The sequence below is a fragment of the Deltaproteobacteria bacterium genome, assembly GCA_026388415.1.
In the GTDB taxonomy this organism is placed as follows: Bacteria; Desulfobacterota; Syntrophia; order Syntrophales; family JACQWR01; genus JAPLJV01.
Genome location: JAPLJV010000048.1, coordinates 1 through 19,924, shown reverse-complemented (window position 1 = coordinate 19,924; position 19,924 = coordinate 1). Strand labels below are relative to the sequence as shown.

Sequence of the window (19,924 nt, the reverse complement as noted above, 5' to 3'; positions counted from 1 at the left end):
ACTTCATCCCCATAGCATTAGCCCGAGCTCGTATTTGGAGGCCAGGTTTTTGTGATACGGCGCCACGCGTATCCCGTAAGAATACATACCGTTCTGGCTGACTTCGTATTGCCCGGTAAAGGTCAGGATGCCGTCCGGGCCCCGCTGGGCTATTTCCAGAGGCACGCTGGCGGGGCTTTCAATAAAATCACCGCCCTCGGCCCGGCCAATCATAAGTTCCACAATGATTTCCTGTTCATCCATCTTGCCCGGGTCTATTCTGGCTTTCACAAACAGCGGCTGACCAACATCAATTGTGTCGCCCTGTACCCCGTCAATCGTGAAATCGAGAACTTTCAAGGATGAAAAGCGCATGGGGGTCTTGAGCTTCCACGCGGCAAGTTCACGGGCCAGCTTGAAGGAATCCGCCGTCACGACCTGTTCTCTTCTCATGGTCGGCACGTACATCTGCTCGTAATAATCGGTCAGCATCCGCGCCGTAGTGTATTCCGGGGTCAGGGTCTGCATTGATCTCTTAATCATGGCTACCCACTTTTCGGGCAAGCCTGAGGAGGAGCGGTCATAGAAGAGCGGGACGATCGTGTTTTCCAGGAGCGAATAGAGGGATTGACTGTCTTCCTCATCGGCATTTTGCCGGTTGTCCGGGCGTTCCCTCACCACTGGCCCTATATTCCACCCATTGGTGCCGTCATAGCCTTCGCACCACCAGCCATCGGAAACGCTGAGATTCAGCACGCCGTTGATCACCACTTTTTGGCCGCTGGTGCCGCTCGCCTCAAAGGGCCGCCGCGGCGTGTTCAGCCAGACATCAACGCCCTGCACCAGATGTCGGGCGACGCGAATATCATAGTTTTCGATAAAGAAGATCTTGCCTCGGAACCGCTCCTCCTTGCAGACGTCAACGACCTTCTTTATCAGGCTCTTTCCCATCTCGTCGCTGGGATGGGCCTTGCCGGCCATGATGATATGGACGGGGCGGTCCTTATTGTTCAAAATATTGGCCAGACGATCCATATCCGACAGAATCAAATCAGCACGTTTATAGGGGGCGAACCTTCTGGCAAAGCCAATGATCATGGCGGCGGGATTGACCTTGCCCAGGAGATCTTCCCGCCATGTTTTGGAAAGGCCGTATCTTGACCATTGCCGGGAAATATTGTCGATCAGAAAATCAAAGTTTTTCTGTTTCAGTTCATAGCGGGTGCGCCATAAAACTGCATCCGGAATCTCTTGAATGCGCTGCCACATTTCCTTATCGGCGATGTGTCTCCACCAATCCGCGCCCAGATAGACATCCAGCAGTTCTCTCATCCGCGGGGCAACGTAGGACTTCATATGGACGCCGTTGGTGATGTGACCGATCGGCACGTCGGAGCCGTAAAAACCTTTCCAGACGTCACGCCACATATGCCGCGAGATACGTCCATGCAGCCGGCTGACCGCGTTAGTCATAAAACTCATTTTCAGCGCGAGGATCGTCAGGAAAAAATTCTTGTCATCGCCGCTCTCCTTGCAACCCAATGCCCATAATTGTGACCACGAAATATTACACTTCTTGACAAAGGAAGCAAAATAATGCTCGATTAATTCCTTGGGGAAGCGTTCGTTGCCTGCCTCCACAGGCGTGTGGGTGGTAAAGATGGTGCTGCCGTGAACAACCTCGCAAGCTTCCTCAAAACCCAGCCCCTCCTCACCCATCAGGATGGCAACCCTTTCCAGGATGAGGAACGCCGAATGGCCCTCGTTGATGTGATATACGCTCGGTTTGATGCCGAGTTTCTTCAGCAACCTTACCCCGCCCATGCCGAGCAGAATCTCCTGCTCGATCCGCGTCCTCTGGTCGCCGCTGTACAGGCGGTCGGTTATCCGCCTGTCCTGGGGGGTGTTTGCCGGGACATCGGTGTTCAAGAGATAAAGAGAAGTCCGGCCGACCTTGATTTCCCAGATGTTGGCAAAGAGGATGCGTCCGGGCAGTTCGAGCGAAATCTGCGCGGCATTGCCTCGATCGTCCTGCACTAACTGCACGGCCATGGTAGAGAAATCGTTTTCCGGATATTCCGCGAGTTGCACCCCGTTGCTGTCTATGACCTGCCGGAAAAAACCATTCTTGTAGAGCAGGCCCACTCCCACCAGAGGTATATTCAGGTCGCTGGCCGTCTTCATGTGATCGCCCGAGAGGGTGCCTAAACCGCCCGAATAAATGGGAACGGTCTCATGCAGGCCGTACTCCGTGGAAAAATAGGCGACGGGCGCCGAGCTTTTCATTTCCAGCGTGACCGGGCGACCGGCCGCGTCTCTGATTTCATCCATATATTGGTCGAAGTGTTCCATTACCTGGTCGTAAAGAGCAATGTAACTTCCGCTTTTCGAGGCTTCCAGCAGCCGCTTCGGCGATGTCGTTTCTAATATCCGGATGGGATTTTTGCCTGTTTCCTCCCATAACTTGGGGTCTAAAGTGGCGAACAGGTTAAGTGCCGGGGGGTTCCAGGCCAGCCAGATGTTGTAGGCCAGCTCCCGCAGCCGGGCAATATTTTCCGGTAGATTGGCCACGGCCAAAAAACTACGAAAGTGAGGCTGAGTGGATACCGTGCCGGCAAAGACGCGGACCTTCTCCTCCCTTTCCGCGCTGGTCATCAGCTTCGTGTAGCGCGCCGCGGCAACGGTCAATGCCCCCTCGTAAGCCTGCTGGTAAGCAAGAAAGAAGTCTTGCCAGTTAGCCTGTTCGGCGGCCTGGCGGGCCATCTTTCTTCTCTCTAACTGCTCCCCTTCCGTCCAGCCCAGAAAATTATGCAAAATGCCGTAGAGCTTGTCTTCGATAGTGTTATCATCCTTCCCTTTGCGCCGCAGCAGGATGACGCCGCTGCTATCGCCAACCTTCTGCTCCGCCCAGATGCCGAAACCAGCCTGATCCGTGGTTATTGTAGGTACGGCATAGGCGGCGCTTTCTAAGGGAGTATAGCCCCAGGGCTCATAGTAGGAGGGGAAAACACCCAGATCGCTACCCGAAAGCGCTTCATAATAGGTCATGTTCAAAAGACCATCGTGTCCATTCAGATAGGCCGGAATAAATATGACAAAGACCTTGTTTTGCTGCCCGTTTTTGAGACCCAGGTGACTGCATGTCTGCAGAATCGGATCTGACGCCTCGTAGTCCAGCCGGTGCGTGGCAATGGGGAGGGGGGCGCCGGTCTCATACCTTGTGGAATCGCAGTATATCGAGGGCTGCTCGCACTGGAGAGCGGGGATAAGGTCCTTGTGACCGCCGAGAACGAACAGGTAGGCCAGGACGGTTTCATTATCCTTCATGCTCTTTTCGAGACGACCCAGGGCATTAAGAAACAGGTCTATCCCCTTGTTATGGAATTCATAGCGTCCGGAAATGGACATAATCTTCGTATCATCAGGAAATTCTTTTCTTAAAAAGTGGCCGGCGGCCGAAAGCAGCCTTTCCCGTGCCTTGAGCGCCGGCGCCCTATTTTCAACCAGGTCGGGGACATGCTCCATGTCCAGTCCATTGGGGGTGATGACATCCGGCGCCCGGCCTAAAAAGTTTTTCGACTCGGCAGCGGTGATGTTGCTGACTGTGGTGAAACAATCGGCTTCCCGTGCGGCCGACGCTTCCATGGAGTTCTTGGCGGTAATATTATGGGCGTTGGCTTCCCGGAGCGGTGAGATGTTCTCCATGTTGGTGTAAATATCCATCCCGGAACTGGCCAGGGTTCTCCCGAGAATCGTGGCATGGGTGGTAAATACCGTGCCTACTTCCGGGGCCATCTGCTTGATCGCCAGCAGTCCCGCGCCGCACATCCATTCGTGAAAATGAGCCACGGCCGTGGCGCCCTCGGGCTTGACGTATAAATTATATATAATTTCAATCACTTCCCCGCAGGCATAACTGAACATGACGGGCTCCACATAATCCCAGCCGCCCGCGATAGAGTCCACGCCATATCTTTCCCAGAGACGGAAGAGCAGTTGTTCCTTATCGTATTTCTTGCCGAAACCGACCAGGATAACTTTCGGATTGCCGGGGATGCGCCACCGGCCAAAACGGCAGGGTATGTCCCGAATAGCGGTGGCCGCCCTCATCTTGGTCCAGCAGTCCTCCTCTGTTTCCTCAAATTCGAGATTGTTCTTGAGATCAGGCCCCAGGAAGTAGTAGTTTTCGCCGTAGGCATTGCCTGCCTGACGGGCCTTACTGGTGATCACCGTGTAGATGCCGCCGATCTTGTTGCACACTTCCCAGCTTACCTCGAAGAGATAGGAGGGCTGAGTGCTGAGGACCGAGTGCTGAGGACTGGGTGCTGAAGACTGAGTGCTGGCTGCTCTAATTCTTTCTTCCGTCATGGGATATATCTCCTTTTAATCTGTTATTTTCCTGCCGCCGGTTAGCAAGCGGCCGGAAAAATCATCCAGGACATTCATGTAATTGATGTAGGCATCGTAGGGAGACTCGTAGGGGTTGAAATATTTGTGTACGTCGCCGTCTGCAAGCCACTTGGTGCACATGTAGTAGAAGTGATCGGAGGTCTGCAACTTACGCCATGCCTGCCGCAGCGCCTGGTTTTTGGGACGGCGCACCGGGGCCTCCAGGGCATAGAGATTGCGGAGCGCGTCCTGCTGCATGGCATTGCCGAGCCAGGCGGTTAAATCCCGTTCCGTATCCGCCCAGGAAGTAAGTTCGGGCACATCCAGCTCGGCCACGGGTTCGTGATCCCGCACGACCTCGGCCGGCGTCTGGAAGCGGAAGTCGGCATGGGTGAAAATCTCCTGCGGCAAGGCGCGCAGGAAATCAAAGATACCCGTCTCCTGCCACTGATGTTCACCAAAGGTCTCATAATCCATGAAAAGATTAACAATCTCTCCGCCGGCCGGCAGTTGATGCAACCAATGGGCAAACTTGTCAGCCAGGAGCGGATACTCGACCCATTGGGAATCGGAAAATCTAAAGGCGATATCATCAGAAAGACGGTAGTTTTTCAAGAGCAATTTTATCTTCGTACACCCGACAGGGCGGTAGAGGAAGTTGGGACTGCGCCAGCCCAGGATCTTGTCGGCCCCTTCCGCCAGGATCGCCTGATAGCCCATTTCTTCCACCAGGCTGGCCAGGGCGTTATTGTAGATCAGTTCCGTATGGCGAAAGGTGACCGGTTGATAGTCGAAGAGCGACTGGATTTTGTCCCGGTGCAGCGAGACCTGTTCCTGGAATTCCCGCGGGGAAAAAATGAAGGCCAGGGAGTGAAAATAGGTTTCGCTTAAAAATTCGACGCAACCGGTCTCGGCCAGGCGCTGGAAGCTTGCGAGGGCATCGGGGCGGTATTTTTCCAACTGTTCCAGGACGATCCCGGTCAGAGAAAAGGCCAGCCGGAAAGCACCGTGATGTTTTTTAATCAGCGCAAGCAGGACGACATTGGTGGGCAGGTAACACTTATCGGCAATTTTATTGAGGATGGCGCGATTGTTTTCTTCATCGTCATAAACATGGTTGTTGCCGATGTCGAAAAAAGAGAACGGCCGGAGGCGGTAGGGTTGATGGACCTGAAAATATAAGCATACACTTGGCATTACGACTCCTGTCAGGCATCCTGTAAAAGACGGTATAGGCGGATAATCTCCCCCACGCTCCAGGCTTGCGCTATGCAACCCCGCGGTGCATGAGGCGCGTCGCCGTCAAATATTTCGGAAACACTGCCCAGTCCGGCCTCCCGGAGGTGCCGGCCAAGAAAGTTCCGGAGATATTCCCGTAAGAAAGCCCTGGCGCTATCCTTGTCTTTAGCATACTTGAGCGTGGCTTCCCCGAAAGCGCCCAGCAACCAGGGCCAGACGGTCCCCTGATGATAGGCGCCGTCCCGTTGGACAGCATTGCCTCCGTAACTTCCCTGGTAGGCCGGATCGTCGGGCGCCAGAGTTCTCAGTCCGCAGGGCGTCAGGAGATTTTCCCGCACGCTCTTGAGCACGCCGGCTGCCTGGGCTTCTGTTACGGGGGAAAAAGGCAGGGAAAGGGCAAAAATCTGATTCGGCCGGACAGCCTGGTCCAGGACGCCTTCCGCATAAACATCGCCCAGATAGGCGCCATCGGCAATCCAGAAGGTATTTTGGAAAGCCAGGCGAATACGCTCCGGCAGATCGGCCGGGAAGAGCGCCTCCTGACCAAAAGCAGTTGCCAGTTGGCCGGCGAAGCACAGGGCGTTGTACCAAAGGGCATTGATCTCCACGGCAAACCCCCCGCGGGGCGTCACGGGCCGGCCGCCGATCTTGGCATCCATCCAGGTGAGATGCGTGACGGCGTCTCCGGCGTGCAGCAAGCCGTTATCGGCCATGTAAATGTTATATACGGATCCGGCCATGAATTTTTTGATAATGCTCTGCATGACCGGCCACAGGGTGTGTTCGACCTGATGCAGGTCGCCCGTGTACTGGAGTTGCTGCTGCGCCGCCCAGAAAAACCAAAGCGATGCATCTACCGAATTGTAGGCATGGTTTTCATCATCCGGCGCAAAGAAATTGGGCAGGAGGCCATCCCTTTCATATTGGCCCAGGGAGGCCAGTAAGACGACGCCTTCCTGACCGCGTCCACTGCCAAAAGTCAGGCCCGGCAGCGCAATCAGGGTGTCCCGACCCCAGGAACCAAACCAGTGATAGCCGGCGATGATGGCCGGACGCCCGGCCGGGCTGGTAATGAGGAATTGCCGCCCCGCCTGGAGGAGTTGCCGGACATGGTCGCGATCTTCCGGCGGAAAACCGGCGGCGACAGCTTCCTCTTGCTCCTGATTGCGGGAACGCCTTTGCAGTTCGGATGTCCATTTCTTTTGCAGTTGCAGAGGCTTTTCCTGCAGCGCAGCGGCCACGATGACGCTCTGCCCGTTCCGGACGACAACCGAAAGCACTCCCGGCATGAAAAGGTCTTCCTGCCAGCCATAACCCCTTTCCCGCTCCGCCGGATACTCGAAATTGTTATACCAGTCAGGAGCTGACAAAAATTGGGAACTGACGTTCGTCCGGATGAATAAAGTCGGCATCTCCGGATAGGGTGTGATAGCAAAGCCATTATTCATGGGCGTCGTGACGGCAGCGAAGCGGTCATTCTGTTTGGCCAGCCCATGGAAATTCCGCCAGGCCAGAAAAGGCTTGAGACGCAGCACAAGATCGTCCGGGGCATTTTCCAGATCATACTTGATGAGTACGCAGTTCTCGCCCGACATGAGCATAACGGTCTTGCGAATAATAATTTCGCCTGTTTGTCCGGCTATCTGATAAGTGAATTGGGGGGCCGGGCCGAGACTGAATTTGCCCAGGCAATGCCGCACCGGGGGGAAGAAAAAGTTGGGATACTGGTGACAGGAGAAAAAATGTTCCTCTGCGCCGAGGCAGACGGAATCCTCAAATTTGGAAAGCATGACATGCCGGCCGGCGGGTTGAGCAAGATTAGCCACCAAAAGACCATGATATTTACGGGTATGGCAATTCATGACGCTGCTTGAGACATACCCGCCGGAGCCATTAACCTCCAACCACTCCCATCCCAGGGCCTCCCGGGGATCAAGGCAGGAACTGTCATCTATCAAAAGGTCATTCATCTCTGCTCCTTGTACACCTCGTTTGGGTTACGACGCTACTGGTCAAAATAAAGATTCAGCGGTTGCGATAGACCTCCGTCCCCGCCGGCGGGATGAAGCTGAAAAACTTTTCCGGCAGATTGTTATTGATCTTGATGCCGCGGAAAACAAGGCGCGTCGCATTGCCATAGCTATCGGTAAAATTTACCTTCGAAATTTGAAATTGCTTGTCCAAGGTGAGAAAAAGTTCCGCGACCCCAAAATCGCGTTCGTGAGGAACGAGCTTGAGCTGGTAATCGCCGTCCTTGTCAGCATCATCGGTGCGGGCGTCGGTTCTGGCGAAGGTGATATGGAAATCATCCGCCAATTTGCCCCAACCGGACAGAAAGCGGACAATCGCCTGTGTTTTAAAAACTTCTGCGGCATTCTGCACATAAACAACGCCGTCGGCGGGGATATAAAGCCACACCGTTTTCGCATTAACCACCATTTTTTTCGCTTTGGGCAGGGTGTAATCCCAGACCATCTGCCGGGGTTTTTTGAAGTAAAAAATCCCCTCTTCCCGATTCGTTTTACGGAGGGACTTCATGGTGAGTTCCTGGAGAAAATTAGCCTTGAGATCAGCGGTATTTTCGTAAACATTCTGAGCGTTGGCAACAACTTCGTCCAGGGAAAGGGCCATCCCTGATTGCGGCAGGGTGAAGAAAAGGGCCCCCACGACTAGGACAACTACCAACGGCAATAAACGATCAGCTCCAACCACGGAATGCCTCATCTTTATTAGGATATTTTCAGCCGCCACCCGAAGGGATCGGCCGTTTTGCCATACTGAATTCCGAGGAGGGCCTTGTATAATTTTTCCGTCAGCGGGCCGGCCTGGCCGCCATTGACCACATGCTCCCGCCCCTTGTAGAAGAAATGGCCGATGGGGGAAACGATGGCCGCCGTCCCGGAGGCAAATGCCTCCTGCAGGCGCCCCCGGGCAGCTTCGGCCAGGATCTCGTCCATGGCCAGCGGCCGTTCGGAAACCGTAAGGCCCCAGCTTCTGGCCAACTGGAGGACGGAATCGCGCGTAATGCCGGGCAGGATCGCCCCTCCCGTCAGGGGTGGCGTGATCAGTTCGTCGTCAATCACAAAAAAGGCGTTGCTGGTGCCCACTTCTTCCACATATTTTCGCTCGAGGGCGTCCAGCCACAGCACCTGGGTATAACCCATTTCACCGGCGATCCGGCTCGCGTAAAGACTGGCGGCATAGTTGCCCGCCGCCTTGCATGATCCCGTTGCCCCGCGCACCGACCGCACGTATTCTTCGCTGACGTAAATTTTGGTGGGACCAAAACCCTCCGGGTAATAGGCGCCCACTGGTCCGACAACAATAAAAAAGAGATATTCACTGGAGGCATGCACGCCCAGAGCAGCTTCGGTGGCGATCATGGTCGGGCGGATGTAAAGCGAGGCGCCCTCGCTCCGGGGGATCCAATCCTTTTCCAGCAGCACTAATTTTTTAACCGCCGCCAGGAACAGATCGGGGTCAATTTCGGGCATGCACATCCTCCTGGCCGACATATTCATCCGCTTTGCGTTTTCGGCCGGCCGAAAGAGGGCGATGGCGTCCTCCTGTCCCCGGTAAGCCTTCATACCTTCAAAGATTTCCTGGGCATAATGCAGACACAGGGCAGTCGGAGCCAGGGAAAGGGGGCGGTACGGTTCGATGACGGGATCGTGCCAGGCGCCGCCGCTATAAGGCATCGTGAAGAAGTGATCAGTGAATATTTTCCCAAAGCCCAGTTTTGTCTCATCAGTCGGTTTAGGCTTTTTTTTGTCCGGCGCCGCCGTGATAATTCTAATTTCCATGGCTATTCCCCCTTTAAAATAGATGTTTACCATCCTCTGGCCACTCATGACAGAGGAGCGGTGCATTTATTAGCACTAAATCATCCTTCTATCAAGACTTCTGTGGGATAATTGGGGACAACCACTAATTATTCTTGGCTATCGGGAACAGGGGAAGAAGGTATGAAATGAGTGGCTCTACCCAATTATTACGGCTGAGCGAACTTGCAGGCCTGAGAAAAAGAATATCAAATCCCTATTGATTATTTCTGATGAATGAGGGTATAAGCTCCGTGCGTCGTATATCTGCATCCTGCTGGCGCCGGTTTTATCATTGGAAAGAGCCTTTATGAGGTCATGCATGATCACATTTCAAGGAGTTCACAAATGGTTTACGAAGCTCCATGTCCTGAATGGGGTGGACCTGCACGTTGAGCCGGGGGAAGTGCTGGTAGTGTGCGGCCCCTCGGGTTCCGGAAAATCAACCTTGATCAGGACCATAAACAGGCTTGAGCCTATAGATCAGGGGACGCTTATCGTTGATGGAATGGACCTGTCCGATGCCAAGACAAATATTAACAAGCTGCGGGCCGAGATAGGATTCGTTTTTCAGCAGTTTAACCTTTACCCCCATCTCTCCGTTTTGAAGAATATCACGCTTGCCCCCATCAAGATTCGCAAGACGGGGAAAAAAGCGGCGGAAGACCAGGCAATGGCCCTCCTGGAAAGGGTTGGCCTTGCCGACAAGGTGCATTCTTACCCTTCACAGTTATCGGGCGGTCAGCAGCAGCGGGTAGCCATAGCGCGTGCCCTTGCCATGAAACCCAGGATAATGCTTTTTGATGAGCCCACTTCTGCCCTTGATCCGGAGATGATTGGAGAGGTGCTGGCCGTCATGCAGGATCTTGCCCGGTCGGGGATGACCATGGTCGTCGTTACCCACGAAATGGGATTTGCCAGGGAAGTCGCTCACAATGTAGCCTTCATGGATTACGGTGCGATCCTTGAGGAGGCTCGTCCGGCAGAATTCTTTACCAACCCTAAACATGAGAGGGCGCAGCAGTTCCTGCAGGAAGTGCTGTCGCCAATGCACTGAAACAACAAAATTTGCTAAGGAGGATTTGATATGAGGAAAGTTGCAATTATGGCGATGTCTCTGGTGATTGTTGCCGGTCTGTGCGGGGCTTTACTGGCGGCGGACACGCTGGAGATGGTCAAGAAAAAGGGCGTTCTTGTGGCGGGAGTGAAGGATTCCACTCCGGGATTTGGCTTCGTGGATGAAAAGACGCGTCAGATTATCGGCTATGATGTGGATTTTGTCGCGGCAATAGCAAACAAACTGGGCGTGAAGCTTGAACTGAAACCGGTGACCTCGGCCAGCCGGATGCCGCAGTTGGTCGAGGGCAATATTGACATTATTGCCGCAACGATGACGGCCACCCCTGAACGGGCCAAGCAGATTGATTTCAGCTTGACGTACTTTTTTACGGGGCAGAAATTTATTGTAAAAAAGGGAACGGTGAAGAGTCTGGCCGACCTTAACGGGAAACGGATCGGAACCGCAAAGGGATCAACGTCGGAACAGAATGCGTCCAAGGCATTGCCCAAGGCAACGATCCTCTCCTTTGATGACTACCCGCAGGCATTACTGGCGCTCCAGCAGGGCAAGGTTTTTGCTGCGACCACCGATGAATCAATTCTGGCAAACCTGCTGGGCAATGCGCCGAATAAGGATCAGTATGAAATACCGGATATACAGATTTCAGACGAGCCATACGGTCTCGGCATGCGCAAGGGTGACAAAAATTTTGTTGATTTTGTCAACAAAACGCTCCTGGAGATGGAGAAAAGCGGTGAGGCAAGGAAGATTTTTGATAAGTGGTTTGGTCCCGGCGCTACTATAGCCCTAAAGAGGGGAAGCTTCAAGATAACAGAAGGCAACAGGATAACGGAGAAGTAGATCCGCAACGGGGAAACCGGGGGTGATCCTCTTTGAGGGCGCCCCGTTTCCCTGAGGCCTTCGGTTCGTCCCGATGTTGCTCTTAAAATAGCTGGCGAAGAGGAGCAAAGTTAAAGTTCCGTGCTGAAATATAACTTCGATTGGTCTGTAGTTACCTCCGGAAAATATTTTGAGTGGCTGGTTTCCGGCCTCAACATCACGATTCAGCTTTCGCTGATATCCATCTTTTTTTCCTTTTTGTTGGGGCTGCTCATTGCGGTGATGCGGATGAGCAGTGTGAGGCCGGTCCGCTGGTTCGCGTACGGCTATCTGGAATTTTTCCGGAACACGCCGCTTCTGGTTCAGATATTTTTCTGGTACTTCGGCTCCTACAAGATATTGCCGGATGCCGTGAACAACTGGATGAATACGCTGAATTTTGAATTTTCCGCGGCAGTCATTGCTTTAACCATATACACCTCCGCATTTATTGCCGAGGATATTCGCTCCGGCATTCGCTCCATTCCCAAGGAGCAAATGGAGGCGGCGCAAAGCTCCGGCTTTTCGTATCTGCGCTCCATGCAGTATATCATCTTGCCCCAGGCGGTGCGATTAACCATTCCGCCGCTCATAAACCAGTTTCTCAACCTGAACAAGAACTCTTCCCTGGCAATGACGATCGGCGTTGCGGAGCTTACCTACCAGGCACGCCAGGTAGAGAGTTACACCTTTAAGGGATTTGAAGCATTTACGGCGGCAACGCTTGTGTACGTAGTCCTTTCCGTGGTCATTACGAGTTTGGTAACCCTCTACAACAGGAAATTCCTCGCTCCCATGAAGGCTCACTGATATGCCGACAGGCTTTGATTTTACCGTTATTGGAACGAATTTAACCTACTTTTTCATCGGACGGTATCCCCATGGTCCTCTGGGTGGGATTGCCCTTACCCTGTATCTCGCGGTGGTAGCGTGCCTCCTCTCTTTTTTGGGCGGGTTGCTGCTTGGTCTGATGAGTGTATCGCATAGTCGGGCGCTAAAATATAGTTCCCTGACAATCGTTAATATTATTCGTGGCATGCCGCTATTAATGGTAATATTCTGGATGTATTTTCTGCTTCCGGCATTGCTGGGACATACCGTCAATGAAAGCTGGACGGTCATTATGGCGCTGACGCTCTTTACCTCGGCCTATATGTCGCAGATCGTCAAGGCGGGCGTGGAAAGTATCCCCCGTGAGCAAACCGAGGCGGCGCTTTCAACGGGACTTCACCCCTGGCAGGCGATGGTCTATATCGTGCTGCCGCAGGGGCTGCGCAATATGATCCCCTCCTTCGTGAATCAGTTTGTTTCCATGATCAAGGATACATCCCTGGCCTTTATCGTGGGCGTTTCCGAATTGACGCACGTGGCGACTCAGATTAACAACCGGACGATCAATTATCCTACCGAGATATTCTTTTTCATCGCCGTCATCTATTTTATTATCTGCTTTGCCTTCACCAGTCTTTCCCGATGGCTCGAAAAGAACCTTGCCTGGAAACGGTAAGAAAAATGAGATGCCCCCAATCAATCCCCACTGCCACGTCCTGGTTACGGACGGCTGTTTTGAATCAAAGTTAACTATACGATCTCATTAAGAGGATATCGAAGCTGCGGGTCACAAAGGGTTTGTGGGCTTTGATATTTACGGTGCCCGAAGTAACAGCTATAAAAAGACCGGTCAAATAGTTTCAGACCCTGGATATCCGGCCCCAAAAAAATTGGTGAACATATTCGAAAGCATAGGATGGATAGAAAGCTTTTCCAAAAGGATGTGGCTGACATGATCGGGGTTTCAGAGTGTACTGTTTACAATTGGGAAGGTAGTGGCCATGAACCGGAAATCAAACATATGCCGAAGATTATAGGATTTTTAGGTTATGTACCGTTTGATTGTCAAAGAGATGTTCTGGGAAGGCTATCCTATTTTAAGAAGATCAAGGGGTTGAGCTTACGTGAGTTAGGAAAATTGATAGGCAGGGATCCTGATCAACTTTCAAGCTGGCTGAGTCATCAAAAGAAATCCTACCCTCGCAATCTTGATCATATAAATCATTTTCTTTCAAAGCATGGGCTACCGGTCGCTCAAGTATAGCAAAACAAAAATAACATTTTCATCTGAATTGTTCGGCATGATTCTTTACAAAATTTTTATGTCCCTATCGTTGATCTTAACATTATCTTTACATACTAACTGTTATCATAAAACTAAATAGGGGGTAACAACGATGGGCAATAGCTCGGTACCCGCAAAAGAAAAACTATTGGCATGTGTAAGCGCCAGTGCATCCTCCGGACAACTCATCGGTTCCGTAAAGAGGATGGCCATGTCTTCCTGGCTGGATCGCTTGTCGATCGGGGTGATGGTATATAACATGTTAAAGTTGCCGGGTATATTTTAATATTTCATTTTCTCATTGAATATAATGAAGACTGGCCGGTGCAGGCAGGGAAAACGGGCAAATAAGGCTATGGTTGCTTATCAGGGATTCTGATAATATTTTGAGGTAATTTACCATGACAGCACTCTACGTTATCGGCTTGATTATTGTCATCGGACTTGTCGTTTATCTCTTTACGGCCCTGCTCAGACCGGAGTTATTCTCATGAACGCCCAGGGATTTCTTCAAGTTGCGCTGTATTTTATCATCCTTCTTGCAGCGGCAATACCACTTGGGCACTACATGGCCAAGATCTACTCAGGCGAACCTTTTTTTCTAACCAAATTTGCCGGTCCACTCGAAAGGTTGATCTACCGATGCTGTGGCATTGATCCGGACCGGGAAATGTCCTGGAAGACCTATGCCGGGGGCCTGCTCATTTTCAATCTGGCAGGATGCCTGGCCGTTTATTTATTGCAGCGATTCCAGGGAATGTTACCACTCAATCCGCAGGGCATGTCTGCCGTTGCTCCCGATCTCGCCTTCAATACCGCCATAAGTTTTGTGACCAATACGAATTGGCAGGCTTATGGCGGCGAAGCAACGATGAGTTTTTTCACGCAGATGATGGGCCTTACCGCCCAAAATTTTGTTTCCGCGGGAACGGGCATGGCCGTTCTTGTCGCGCTCATCCGTGGCCTTAAGAGAACCTCTGCACAGACCATCGGAAACATCTGGGTGGACTTGACCAGATCAGTGGTCTATATCCTCCTGCCGTTGTCATTATTCATGGCTCTCATCCTCGTATCGCAGGGCGTCGTGCAAACGTTGGACGGTTCCGTCAGGGTGCCGCTCATGGAACAGACAAGGGATGAAAAGAGTAATATTGTAACTGAACAGAGGATCGCCTTGGGGCCCGCCGCCAGTCAGGTGGCTATCAAGCAGCTGGGGACTAACGGCGGCGGCTTTTTTAACGCTAACTCATCGCATCCGCTGGAAAATCCGACACCGCTGTCCAATTTTCTGGAGATGCTGGCAATTTTGCTAATCCCGGCGGCCCTTTGTTTTACCTTTGGCAAGATGGTGGGGGACAGGAAGCAAGGGTGGGCGCTGCTGGCTACTATGATATTAATTCTCTTGCCGCTTCTCGGCCTTTGTCTATCCAGTGAGCAGACGGGTAATGTGTCGCTGTACGGTATGAACATAGATCAGAATGCGGGGGAACTGCAATCCGGCGGCAACATGTAAGGCAAGGAGGTGCGATTCGGCATCGTGAATTCCGCTCTCTGGGCGGTCGTCACGACGGCCGCCTCCAATGGATCTGTCAATGGGATGCACGATTCATTTACGCCTCTGGGTGGATTGGCTCCTCTCTGGCTAATACAGCTTGGTGAAATTATTTTCGGAGGTGTCGGCTCGGGCCTGTACGGGATGCTGATGTTTGTTATCATCACCGTTTTCGTGGCGGGACTTATGGTGGGACGGACACCGGAATATCTCGGCAAGAAGATTGAAGCTTACGAGATAAAGATGGCATCCCTCGTTATTCTCATTCCAGCGGTCCTTATTCTTGTCGGTACAGCCGTTGCCGTGGTGACAAAGGTAGGTTTGTCCGGAATATCGAACACCGGCCCGCATGGATTCTCCGAGGTGCTCTACGCCTTTTCCTCTGCGGCAAACAATAACGGCAGCGCCTTTGCCGGATTGAACGCCAACACACTTTTTTATAATATAGCGCTTGGCATGGTCATGCTCATCGGGCGATTCTGGCTTATCATACCTGTGCTGGCAACAGCAGGATCACTGGCCCGTAAGAGACATGTACCCGTTGGCGCCGGCACCTTGCCCACCCATACGCCGCTATTCGTTTTCTTTCTCTTGGTCGTAATTATTCTTGTTGGGGCACTCACGTTTATTCCCGCCCTTGCTTTGGGACCGATTGCCGAATATTTTTCCTGGACTCCATAAAAAATAGAGGATTTGGAACATGGAAACAAAAGGATTTTCTCTCTTTGACAAGAAGTTTATCTGGCCGGCTATCTGCGATGCCTTTCTAAAACTCAATCCCCTTCATCTTATCAAGAATCCAGTAATGTTCGTTGTGGAGATCGGCTGCATCTTTACCACAATTCTTTTCATTCTATCGCTCTTTGGACAGGGAGAGGAACGAGCGTCCTTTATTCTCAGCGTGAGCCTCTGGTTATGGTTTACCGTCCTTTTTGCCAACTTTGCCGAAGCCATGGCAGAAGGAAGAGGGAAGGCACAGGCCAGGTCGCTGAAAGGTTCGCGGCGCGACGTGACGGCAAAGCGTCTTTCCAGAGCTGATTGGCATGCTGAAGCAGAAATCGTTCCTGGTTCGCTGCTCAAAAAAGGGGACCTGGTGCTTGCTGAAGCGGGTGAGACCATTCCCGGAGACGGAGAGGTCGTCGTGGGTGTGGCCTCAGTAGACGAAAGCGCCATTACGGGTGAAAGTGCTCCGGTAATAAGGGAAAGTGGTGGAGACAGAAGTGCCGTCACGGGTGGAACAAGAGTGCTTTCGGACTCCCTGATCATCCGCATTACGGCAAATCCTGGGGAAACGTTCCTCGATAAAATGATTAGCATGGTGGAGGGGGCCAAACGTCAAAAAACGCCCAACGAAATCGCCCTCGGCATTCTACTCGCCGGTCTCACACTCATTTTTCTCCTTGCTACGGTAACCCTGATCCCTTTCTCGATCTACAGCGTTAGGGCCACAGGACAGGGTTCGCCGGCGACCATGACGGTCATTGTGGCCCTGCTGGTATGCCTCATCCCTACCACCATCGGTGGCCTTCTTTCTGCTATTGGCATCGCCGGAATGGACCGTATGATCCAGGCAAATGTCATCGCCATGTCCGGTAAAGCCGTAGAAGCAGCCGGCGATGTAGACGTCCTGCTCCTCGACAAAACGGGCACCATAACATTAGGAAATCGCGAGGCAACTGAATTTCTGCCAGTGCCGGGAATATCCGTTCAGAAACTGGCTGATGCGGCCCAGCTTGCCTCGCTTGCCGATGAAACACCGGAGGGGCGCAGCATTGTCATCCTATCCAAGAAATCCCACGGTATCCGCGAACGGGATATTAAAACACTGGGTGCTCATTTTATTCCCTTTACGGCCAAGAGCCGTATGAGCGGTGTCGATCTTGGCAACCGGGAGATTCGCAAAGGAGCTGCCGAGGCGATAGAATCTTACCTAAAAGATCGGGGTGGCTATTACCCTGATGAGGTTACCTCAATAGTCGAAGACATAGCGATACGAGGCGGCACCCCCCTTGTTGTTGTGGAAGATTCGCAGGTTTTGGGCGTAGTGCGCTTGAGCGATGTGGTGAAGGGCGGCATTCGCGAACGCTTCGGGGAATTGCGCCGGATGGGTATTCGCACGGTCATGATCACCGGTGATAACCCGCTGACGGCAGCCGCTGTAGCCGCCGAAGCGGGTGTGGACGACTTCCTGGCCCAGGCGCTGCCGGAGGCGAAGTTGAATCTGATACGCACCTATCAAGCTCAAGGACATCTTGTGGCGATGACGGGCGACGGAACGAATGATGCGCCGGCGTTGGCGCAGGCAGATGTGGCCGTAGCCATGAATACGGGGACGCAGGCGGCGAAGGAAGCCGGAAATCTCATTGACCTTGACTCCAACCCCACAAAACTGATCGAGATCGTTGAGATCGGCAAGCAACTCCTCATGACTCGGGGTACGCTCACCACCTTCAGTATTGCCAACGACGTGGCCAAATACTTTGCCATCTTGCCGGCAGCCTTTTTGGGAATATATCCAGGTTTGGCGGTTCTGAATATCATGGCCCTTTCAACACCACAAAGCGCTATCCTATCGGCGGTCATCTTCAATGCCCTGATCATAGTGGCCCTGATTCCCCTCGCTCTACGCGGCGTTAGGTTCCGACCGATGAGTGCCGCCAGGATTCTCCGCCGCAATCTGCTTATCTATGGCGTTGGCGGGCTGATCGTCCCCTTTGTCGGAATCAAGGCCATAGATATGCTCCTGGCATTTTTTCATTTGACGTAAAAGGAATGACTATGTGGCAACAGATACGCTCAGCGGTTATACTTCTTCTTGTCCTAAGCCTGCTCACGGGACTCATTTATCCCCTTGCAGTTACGGGAGTGGCGCAAGTGCTCTTCTCACGTCAGGCAAACGGTAGTCTTATTGAGAAGAACGGACAAAAAATCGCCTCGGAACTTGTCGGTCAATCGTTTGAGGAATTCAGGTATTTCTGGGGACGGCCTTCGGCAACGACGCCTGTGCCTTACAATGGGATTTCATCCACAGGCTCGAATTTAGGTCCTTCAAATCCTGACCTGAAGACGGTCGTGCTCAAACGGATTGCTATTCTGTGCGCTGCCGATCCCCATAATCTGCTGCCAATACCGGCAGATCTCGTAACATCTTCCGGAAGTGGACTTGATCCGCACATCAGTCCGGCAGCCGCGCTATACCAGGTATCGCGCGTGGCCAGGGTACGTGGTATCCGTGAAAAGGAGGTCGCAGCACTTGTCAGAGCACACATCGAGGACAGACAGTTTGGAATATTAGGTGAATCCACGGTGCATGTTCTGCGGTTAAATATGGCACTGGATACCCTGCGCTGAATTTGTTACAATGCACCGTGGTCAATATACACGTAATTCTTTCAGAATAGAGACAACATGGAACCGAAACGACCCGATCCCGACGAACTCCTTGACCAGGCGATGGCCGAGGAGGAGCGTCTAAGCCAGGGTAAACTGAAGATATTCTTCGGCGCCGCACCGGGAGTGGGCAAGACGTACGCGATGTTGGCGGCCGCGCAGAAACAACGCGAAGAAGGCGTTGATATCGTTGTCGGGATTGCGGAGAGCCATGGCAGAAAGGAGACAGCGGCTTTTCTTGAGGGTCTCGAAATCTTGCCTTGTCGGATGCATTCCTATCGAGGCAGGGAAATTCGGGAGTTTGACCTCGATGCCGCCCTGCTCCGCAATCCCTCACTGATTGTCGTTGACGAATTAGCCCACACGAATGTGCCCGGATCCAGGCACAAGAAACGCTGGCAGGATGTCCAAGAGCTACTTGCTACGGGTATTTCGGTTTACACTACAGTCAATGTGCAGCACTTGGAGAGCCTTAACGACATTGTACAACAAATTACCGGTGTTGTCGTCCGGGAAACATTCCCTGACTCCTTCCTGTACCGGGCGGACGAAATAGAGCTGATTGACTTGCCGCCGGAGGATCTGTTGCAACGTCTAAAAGAAGGCAAGGTCTATATCCCCGACCAGGTGGAAAGGGCGAGCGAAAATTTTTTCCGCAAGGGCAACCTGATCGCTTTGAGAGAGCTGGCCCTGAGGAGCACCGCCGAGCGGGTGGAAGAGCAGATGGTATGCTACCGGCGCGATAAAGGCGTTCAAGAAATATGGCCGGCATCGGAGCGAATTCTCGTCTGCATCAGCCCCAACCCCCGTTCAATTCGCCTCATTCGCGCGGCCCGCAGGATGGCCGCCGGCCTGCGAGCCGAGTGGATTGCCGTACATGTAGAAGCACCTGCCCAGATCAAACCGTCGGACCACGACCTTAAGTTGCTGGCTGACCATATGAGGCTGGCAGAAAACCTGGGAGCGAAAACCGCAACGCTTACGGGACAAAAGGTAAGCGAAGAGCTGCTTAGCTATGCCAGACAGCGTAATGTCACCAAGATCATTGTTGGCAAGCCGATGCACCCGCGCTGGAAGGACAGGCTCTTTGGATCGCCGCTGGACGAAATCATCAGGGGAAGCGGCAGCATAGATATCTATGTGATCACGGGAGACGCAGCGGAAAACTCCATTAAGCCGGATACTAGGACCTCATCGCCTAAAATCAAATCTCGAGAGTGGTACTGGAGTATTGGAGCCGTTGCATTAAGCACTGTCGTGGCGCGTCTGACCTTTCCCTACCTAGACAGGACGGATGTGGCAATGATCTATCTCCTGGGCATTGTCGTCACCTCGACGCGTACCAGTCGCTGGCCCGCTCTAGTTGCCACCTTGCTGAGCGTAGCCGCCTTCGACTTCTTTTTTGTGCCCCCCTTTTTTACGTTTGCCGTAAGTGATATCCGCTTTCTGGCAACATTTGGCGTCATGTTTGTTGTTGCTTATGTAATTTCACGACTGAC

15 protein-coding genes and 1 pseudogene are annotated in these 19,924 nt (G+C 52.7%); 10 read left to right on the top strand and 6 right to left on the bottom strand.

Going from position 1 to position 19,924, the window contains the following annotated elements:
• Positions 1-3: 3 nt before the first annotated feature.
• From glgP to NT140_10525, 5 genes are read right to left on the bottom strand one after another with little or no spacing between them, the layout of a single operon-like run.
• Positions 4-4,347 carry an alpha-glucan family phosphorylase gene (gene glgP / locus NT140_10545; protein ID MCX5832301.1) on the bottom strand — a complete coding sequence of 1,448 codons (4,344 nt, stop codon included), beginning with the start codon at positions 4,345-4,347 and terminating at the stop codon, positions 4-6.
• Between the two features lie 15 nt (positions 4,348-4,362).
• A complete protein-coding gene (locus NT140_10540) occupies positions 4,363-5,565 on the bottom strand; it encodes a glycoside hydrolase family 57 protein (protein ID MCX5832300.1) in 1,203 nt (400 codons plus the stop codon).
• An 11-nt stretch (positions 5,566-5,576) separates the two neighbouring features.
• Entirely contained in the window at positions 5,577-7,577 is a 2,001-nt protein-coding gene (locus NT140_10535; GenBank protein MCX5832299.1) for a glycogen debranching enzyme N-terminal domain-containing protein, read from the bottom strand.
• 55 nt (positions 7,578-7,632) lie between these two features.
• Positions 7,633-8,319 carry an outer membrane lipoprotein carrier protein LolA gene (locus NT140_10530; protein MCX5832298.1) on the bottom strand — a complete coding sequence of 229 codons (687 nt, stop codon included), beginning with the start codon at positions 8,317-8,319 and terminating at the stop codon, positions 7,633-7,635.
• Between the two features lie 17 nt (positions 8,320-8,336).
• Positions 8,337-9,410 (bottom strand): branched-chain amino acid aminotransferase, encoded by a 1,074-nt coding sequence (locus NT140_10525; protein MCX5832297.1) that lies wholly within the window; start codon positions 9,408-9,410, stop codon positions 8,337-8,339.
• A gap of 340 nt (positions 9,411-9,750) precedes the next feature.
• On the opposite strand from NT140_10525, the gene NT140_10520 reads away from it, so the two are divergent.
• The 5 genes from NT140_10520 to NT140_10500 all read left to right on the top strand — a co-directional run bounded on the left by NT140_10520 (position 9,751) and on the right by NT140_10500 (position 13,462).
• Positions 9,751-10,485, top strand: a complete 735-nt coding sequence (locus tag NT140_10520; GenBank protein MCX5832296.1) for an amino acid ABC transporter ATP-binding protein — start codon at positions 9,751-9,753, stop codon at positions 10,483-10,485.
• Positions 10,486-10,515: 30 nt separating this feature from the next.
• Positions 10,516-11,349, top strand: coding sequence for an ABC transporter substrate-binding protein (locus NT140_10515; GenBank protein MCX5832295.1), 834 nt, complete (start codon positions 10,516-10,518; stop codon positions 11,347-11,349).
• Between the two features lie 123 nt (positions 11,350-11,472).
• Positions 11,473-12,177, top strand: a complete 705-nt coding sequence (locus NT140_10510; protein ID MCX5832294.1) for an amino acid ABC transporter permease — start codon at positions 11,473-11,475, stop codon at positions 12,175-12,177.
• 1 nt (position 12,178) lies between these two features.
• Positions 12,179-12,874, top strand: a complete 696-nt coding sequence (locus tag NT140_10505) for an amino acid ABC transporter permease (protein MCX5832293.1) — start codon at positions 12,179-12,181, stop codon at positions 12,872-12,874.
• A 240-nt stretch (positions 12,875-13,114) separates the two neighbouring features.
• Complete coding sequence (locus tag NT140_10500) at positions 13,115-13,462, top strand: helix-turn-helix transcriptional regulator (GenBank protein MCX5832292.1); 348 nt, start codon at positions 13,115-13,117, stop codon at positions 13,460-13,462.
• A gap of 105 nt (positions 13,463-13,567) precedes the next feature.
• Here NT140_10500 and NT140_10495 read toward each other — a convergent pair whose 3' ends face one another.
• Positions 13,568-13,744 carry a hypothetical protein gene (locus tag NT140_10495; protein ID MCX5832291.1) on the bottom strand — a complete coding sequence of 59 codons (177 nt, stop codon included), beginning with the start codon at positions 13,742-13,744 and terminating at the stop codon, positions 13,568-13,570.
• A 140-nt stretch (positions 13,745-13,884) separates the two neighbouring features.
• Between NT140_10495 and kdpF the strand changes: the two genes are divergently transcribed.
• The 5 genes and pseudogenes from kdpF to NT140_10470 all read left to right on the top strand — a co-directional run.
• The gene (kdpF, locus tag NT140_10490) at positions 13,885-13,977 is read left to right on the top strand and encodes a K(+)-transporting ATPase subunit F (protein ID MCX5832290.1); all 93 of its coding nucleotides are present in this window, start codon (positions 13,885-13,887) and stop codon (positions 13,975-13,977) included.
• Positions 13,974-15,716, top strand: a pseudogene (gene kdpA, locus NT140_10485) (potassium-transporting ATPase subunit KdpA). The gene kdpF and the pseudogene kdpA overlap by 4 nt, the downstream one beginning before the upstream one ends.
• Before the next feature lie 19 nt (positions 15,717-15,735).
• Entirely contained in the window at positions 15,736-17,802 is a 2,067-nt protein-coding gene (gene kdpB, locus NT140_10480; GenBank protein MCX5832289.1) for a potassium-transporting ATPase subunit KdpB, read from the top strand.
• Positions 17,803-17,813: 11 nt separating this feature from the next.
• Positions 17,814-18,386, top strand: a complete 573-nt coding sequence (kdpC, locus tag NT140_10475) for a potassium-transporting ATPase subunit KdpC (protein ID MCX5832288.1) — start codon at positions 17,814-17,816, stop codon at positions 18,384-18,386.
• Between the two features lie 57 nt (positions 18,387-18,443).
• A partial coding sequence (locus tag NT140_10470) for a DUF4118 domain-containing protein (protein ID MCX5832287.1) occupies positions 18,444-19,924 on the top strand: 1,481 nt, incomplete at its 3' end.

Coding starts and splice junctions, on each gene's coding strand:
- glgP (MCX5832301.1), bottom strand. CDS start 4,347: ATGACGGAAGAAAGAATTAGAGCAGCCAGCACTCAGTCTTCAGCACCC.
- NT140_10540 (MCX5832300.1), bottom strand. CDS start 5,565: ATGCCAAGTGTATGCTTATATTTTCAGGTCCATCAACCCTACCGCCTC.
- NT140_10535 (MCX5832299.1), bottom strand. CDS start 7,577: ATGAATGACCTTTTGATAGATGACAGTTCCTGCCTTGATCCCCGGGAG.
- NT140_10525 (MCX5832297.1), bottom strand. CDS start 9,410: ATGGAAATTAGAATTATCACGGCGGCGCCGGACAAAAAAAAGCCTAAA.
- NT140_10520 (MCX5832296.1), top strand. CDS start 9,751: ATGATCACATTTCAAGGAGTTCACAAATGGTTTACGAAGCTCCATGTC.
- NT140_10515 (MCX5832295.1), top strand. CDS start 10,516: ATGAGGAAAGTTGCAATTATGGCGATGTCTCTGGTGATTGTTGCCGGT.
- NT140_10505 (MCX5832293.1), top strand. CDS start 12,179: ATGCCGACAGGCTTTGATTTTACCGTTATTGGAACGAATTTAACCTAC.
- NT140_10500 (MCX5832292.1), top strand. CDS start 13,115: ATGGATAGAAAGCTTTTCCAAAAGGATGTGGCTGACATGATCGGGGTT.
- NT140_10495 (MCX5832291.1), bottom strand. CDS start 13,744: ATGTTATATACCATCACCCCGATCGACAAGCGATCCAGCCAGGAAGAC.
- kdpF (MCX5832290.1), top strand. CDS start 13,885: ATGACAGCACTCTACGTTATCGGCTTGATTATTGTCATCGGACTTGTC.
- kdpB (MCX5832289.1), top strand. CDS start 15,736: ATGGAAACAAAAGGATTTTCTCTCTTTGACAAGAAGTTTATCTGGCCG.
- kdpC (MCX5832288.1), top strand. CDS start 17,814: ATGTGGCAACAGATACGCTCAGCGGTTATACTTCTTCTTGTCCTAAGC.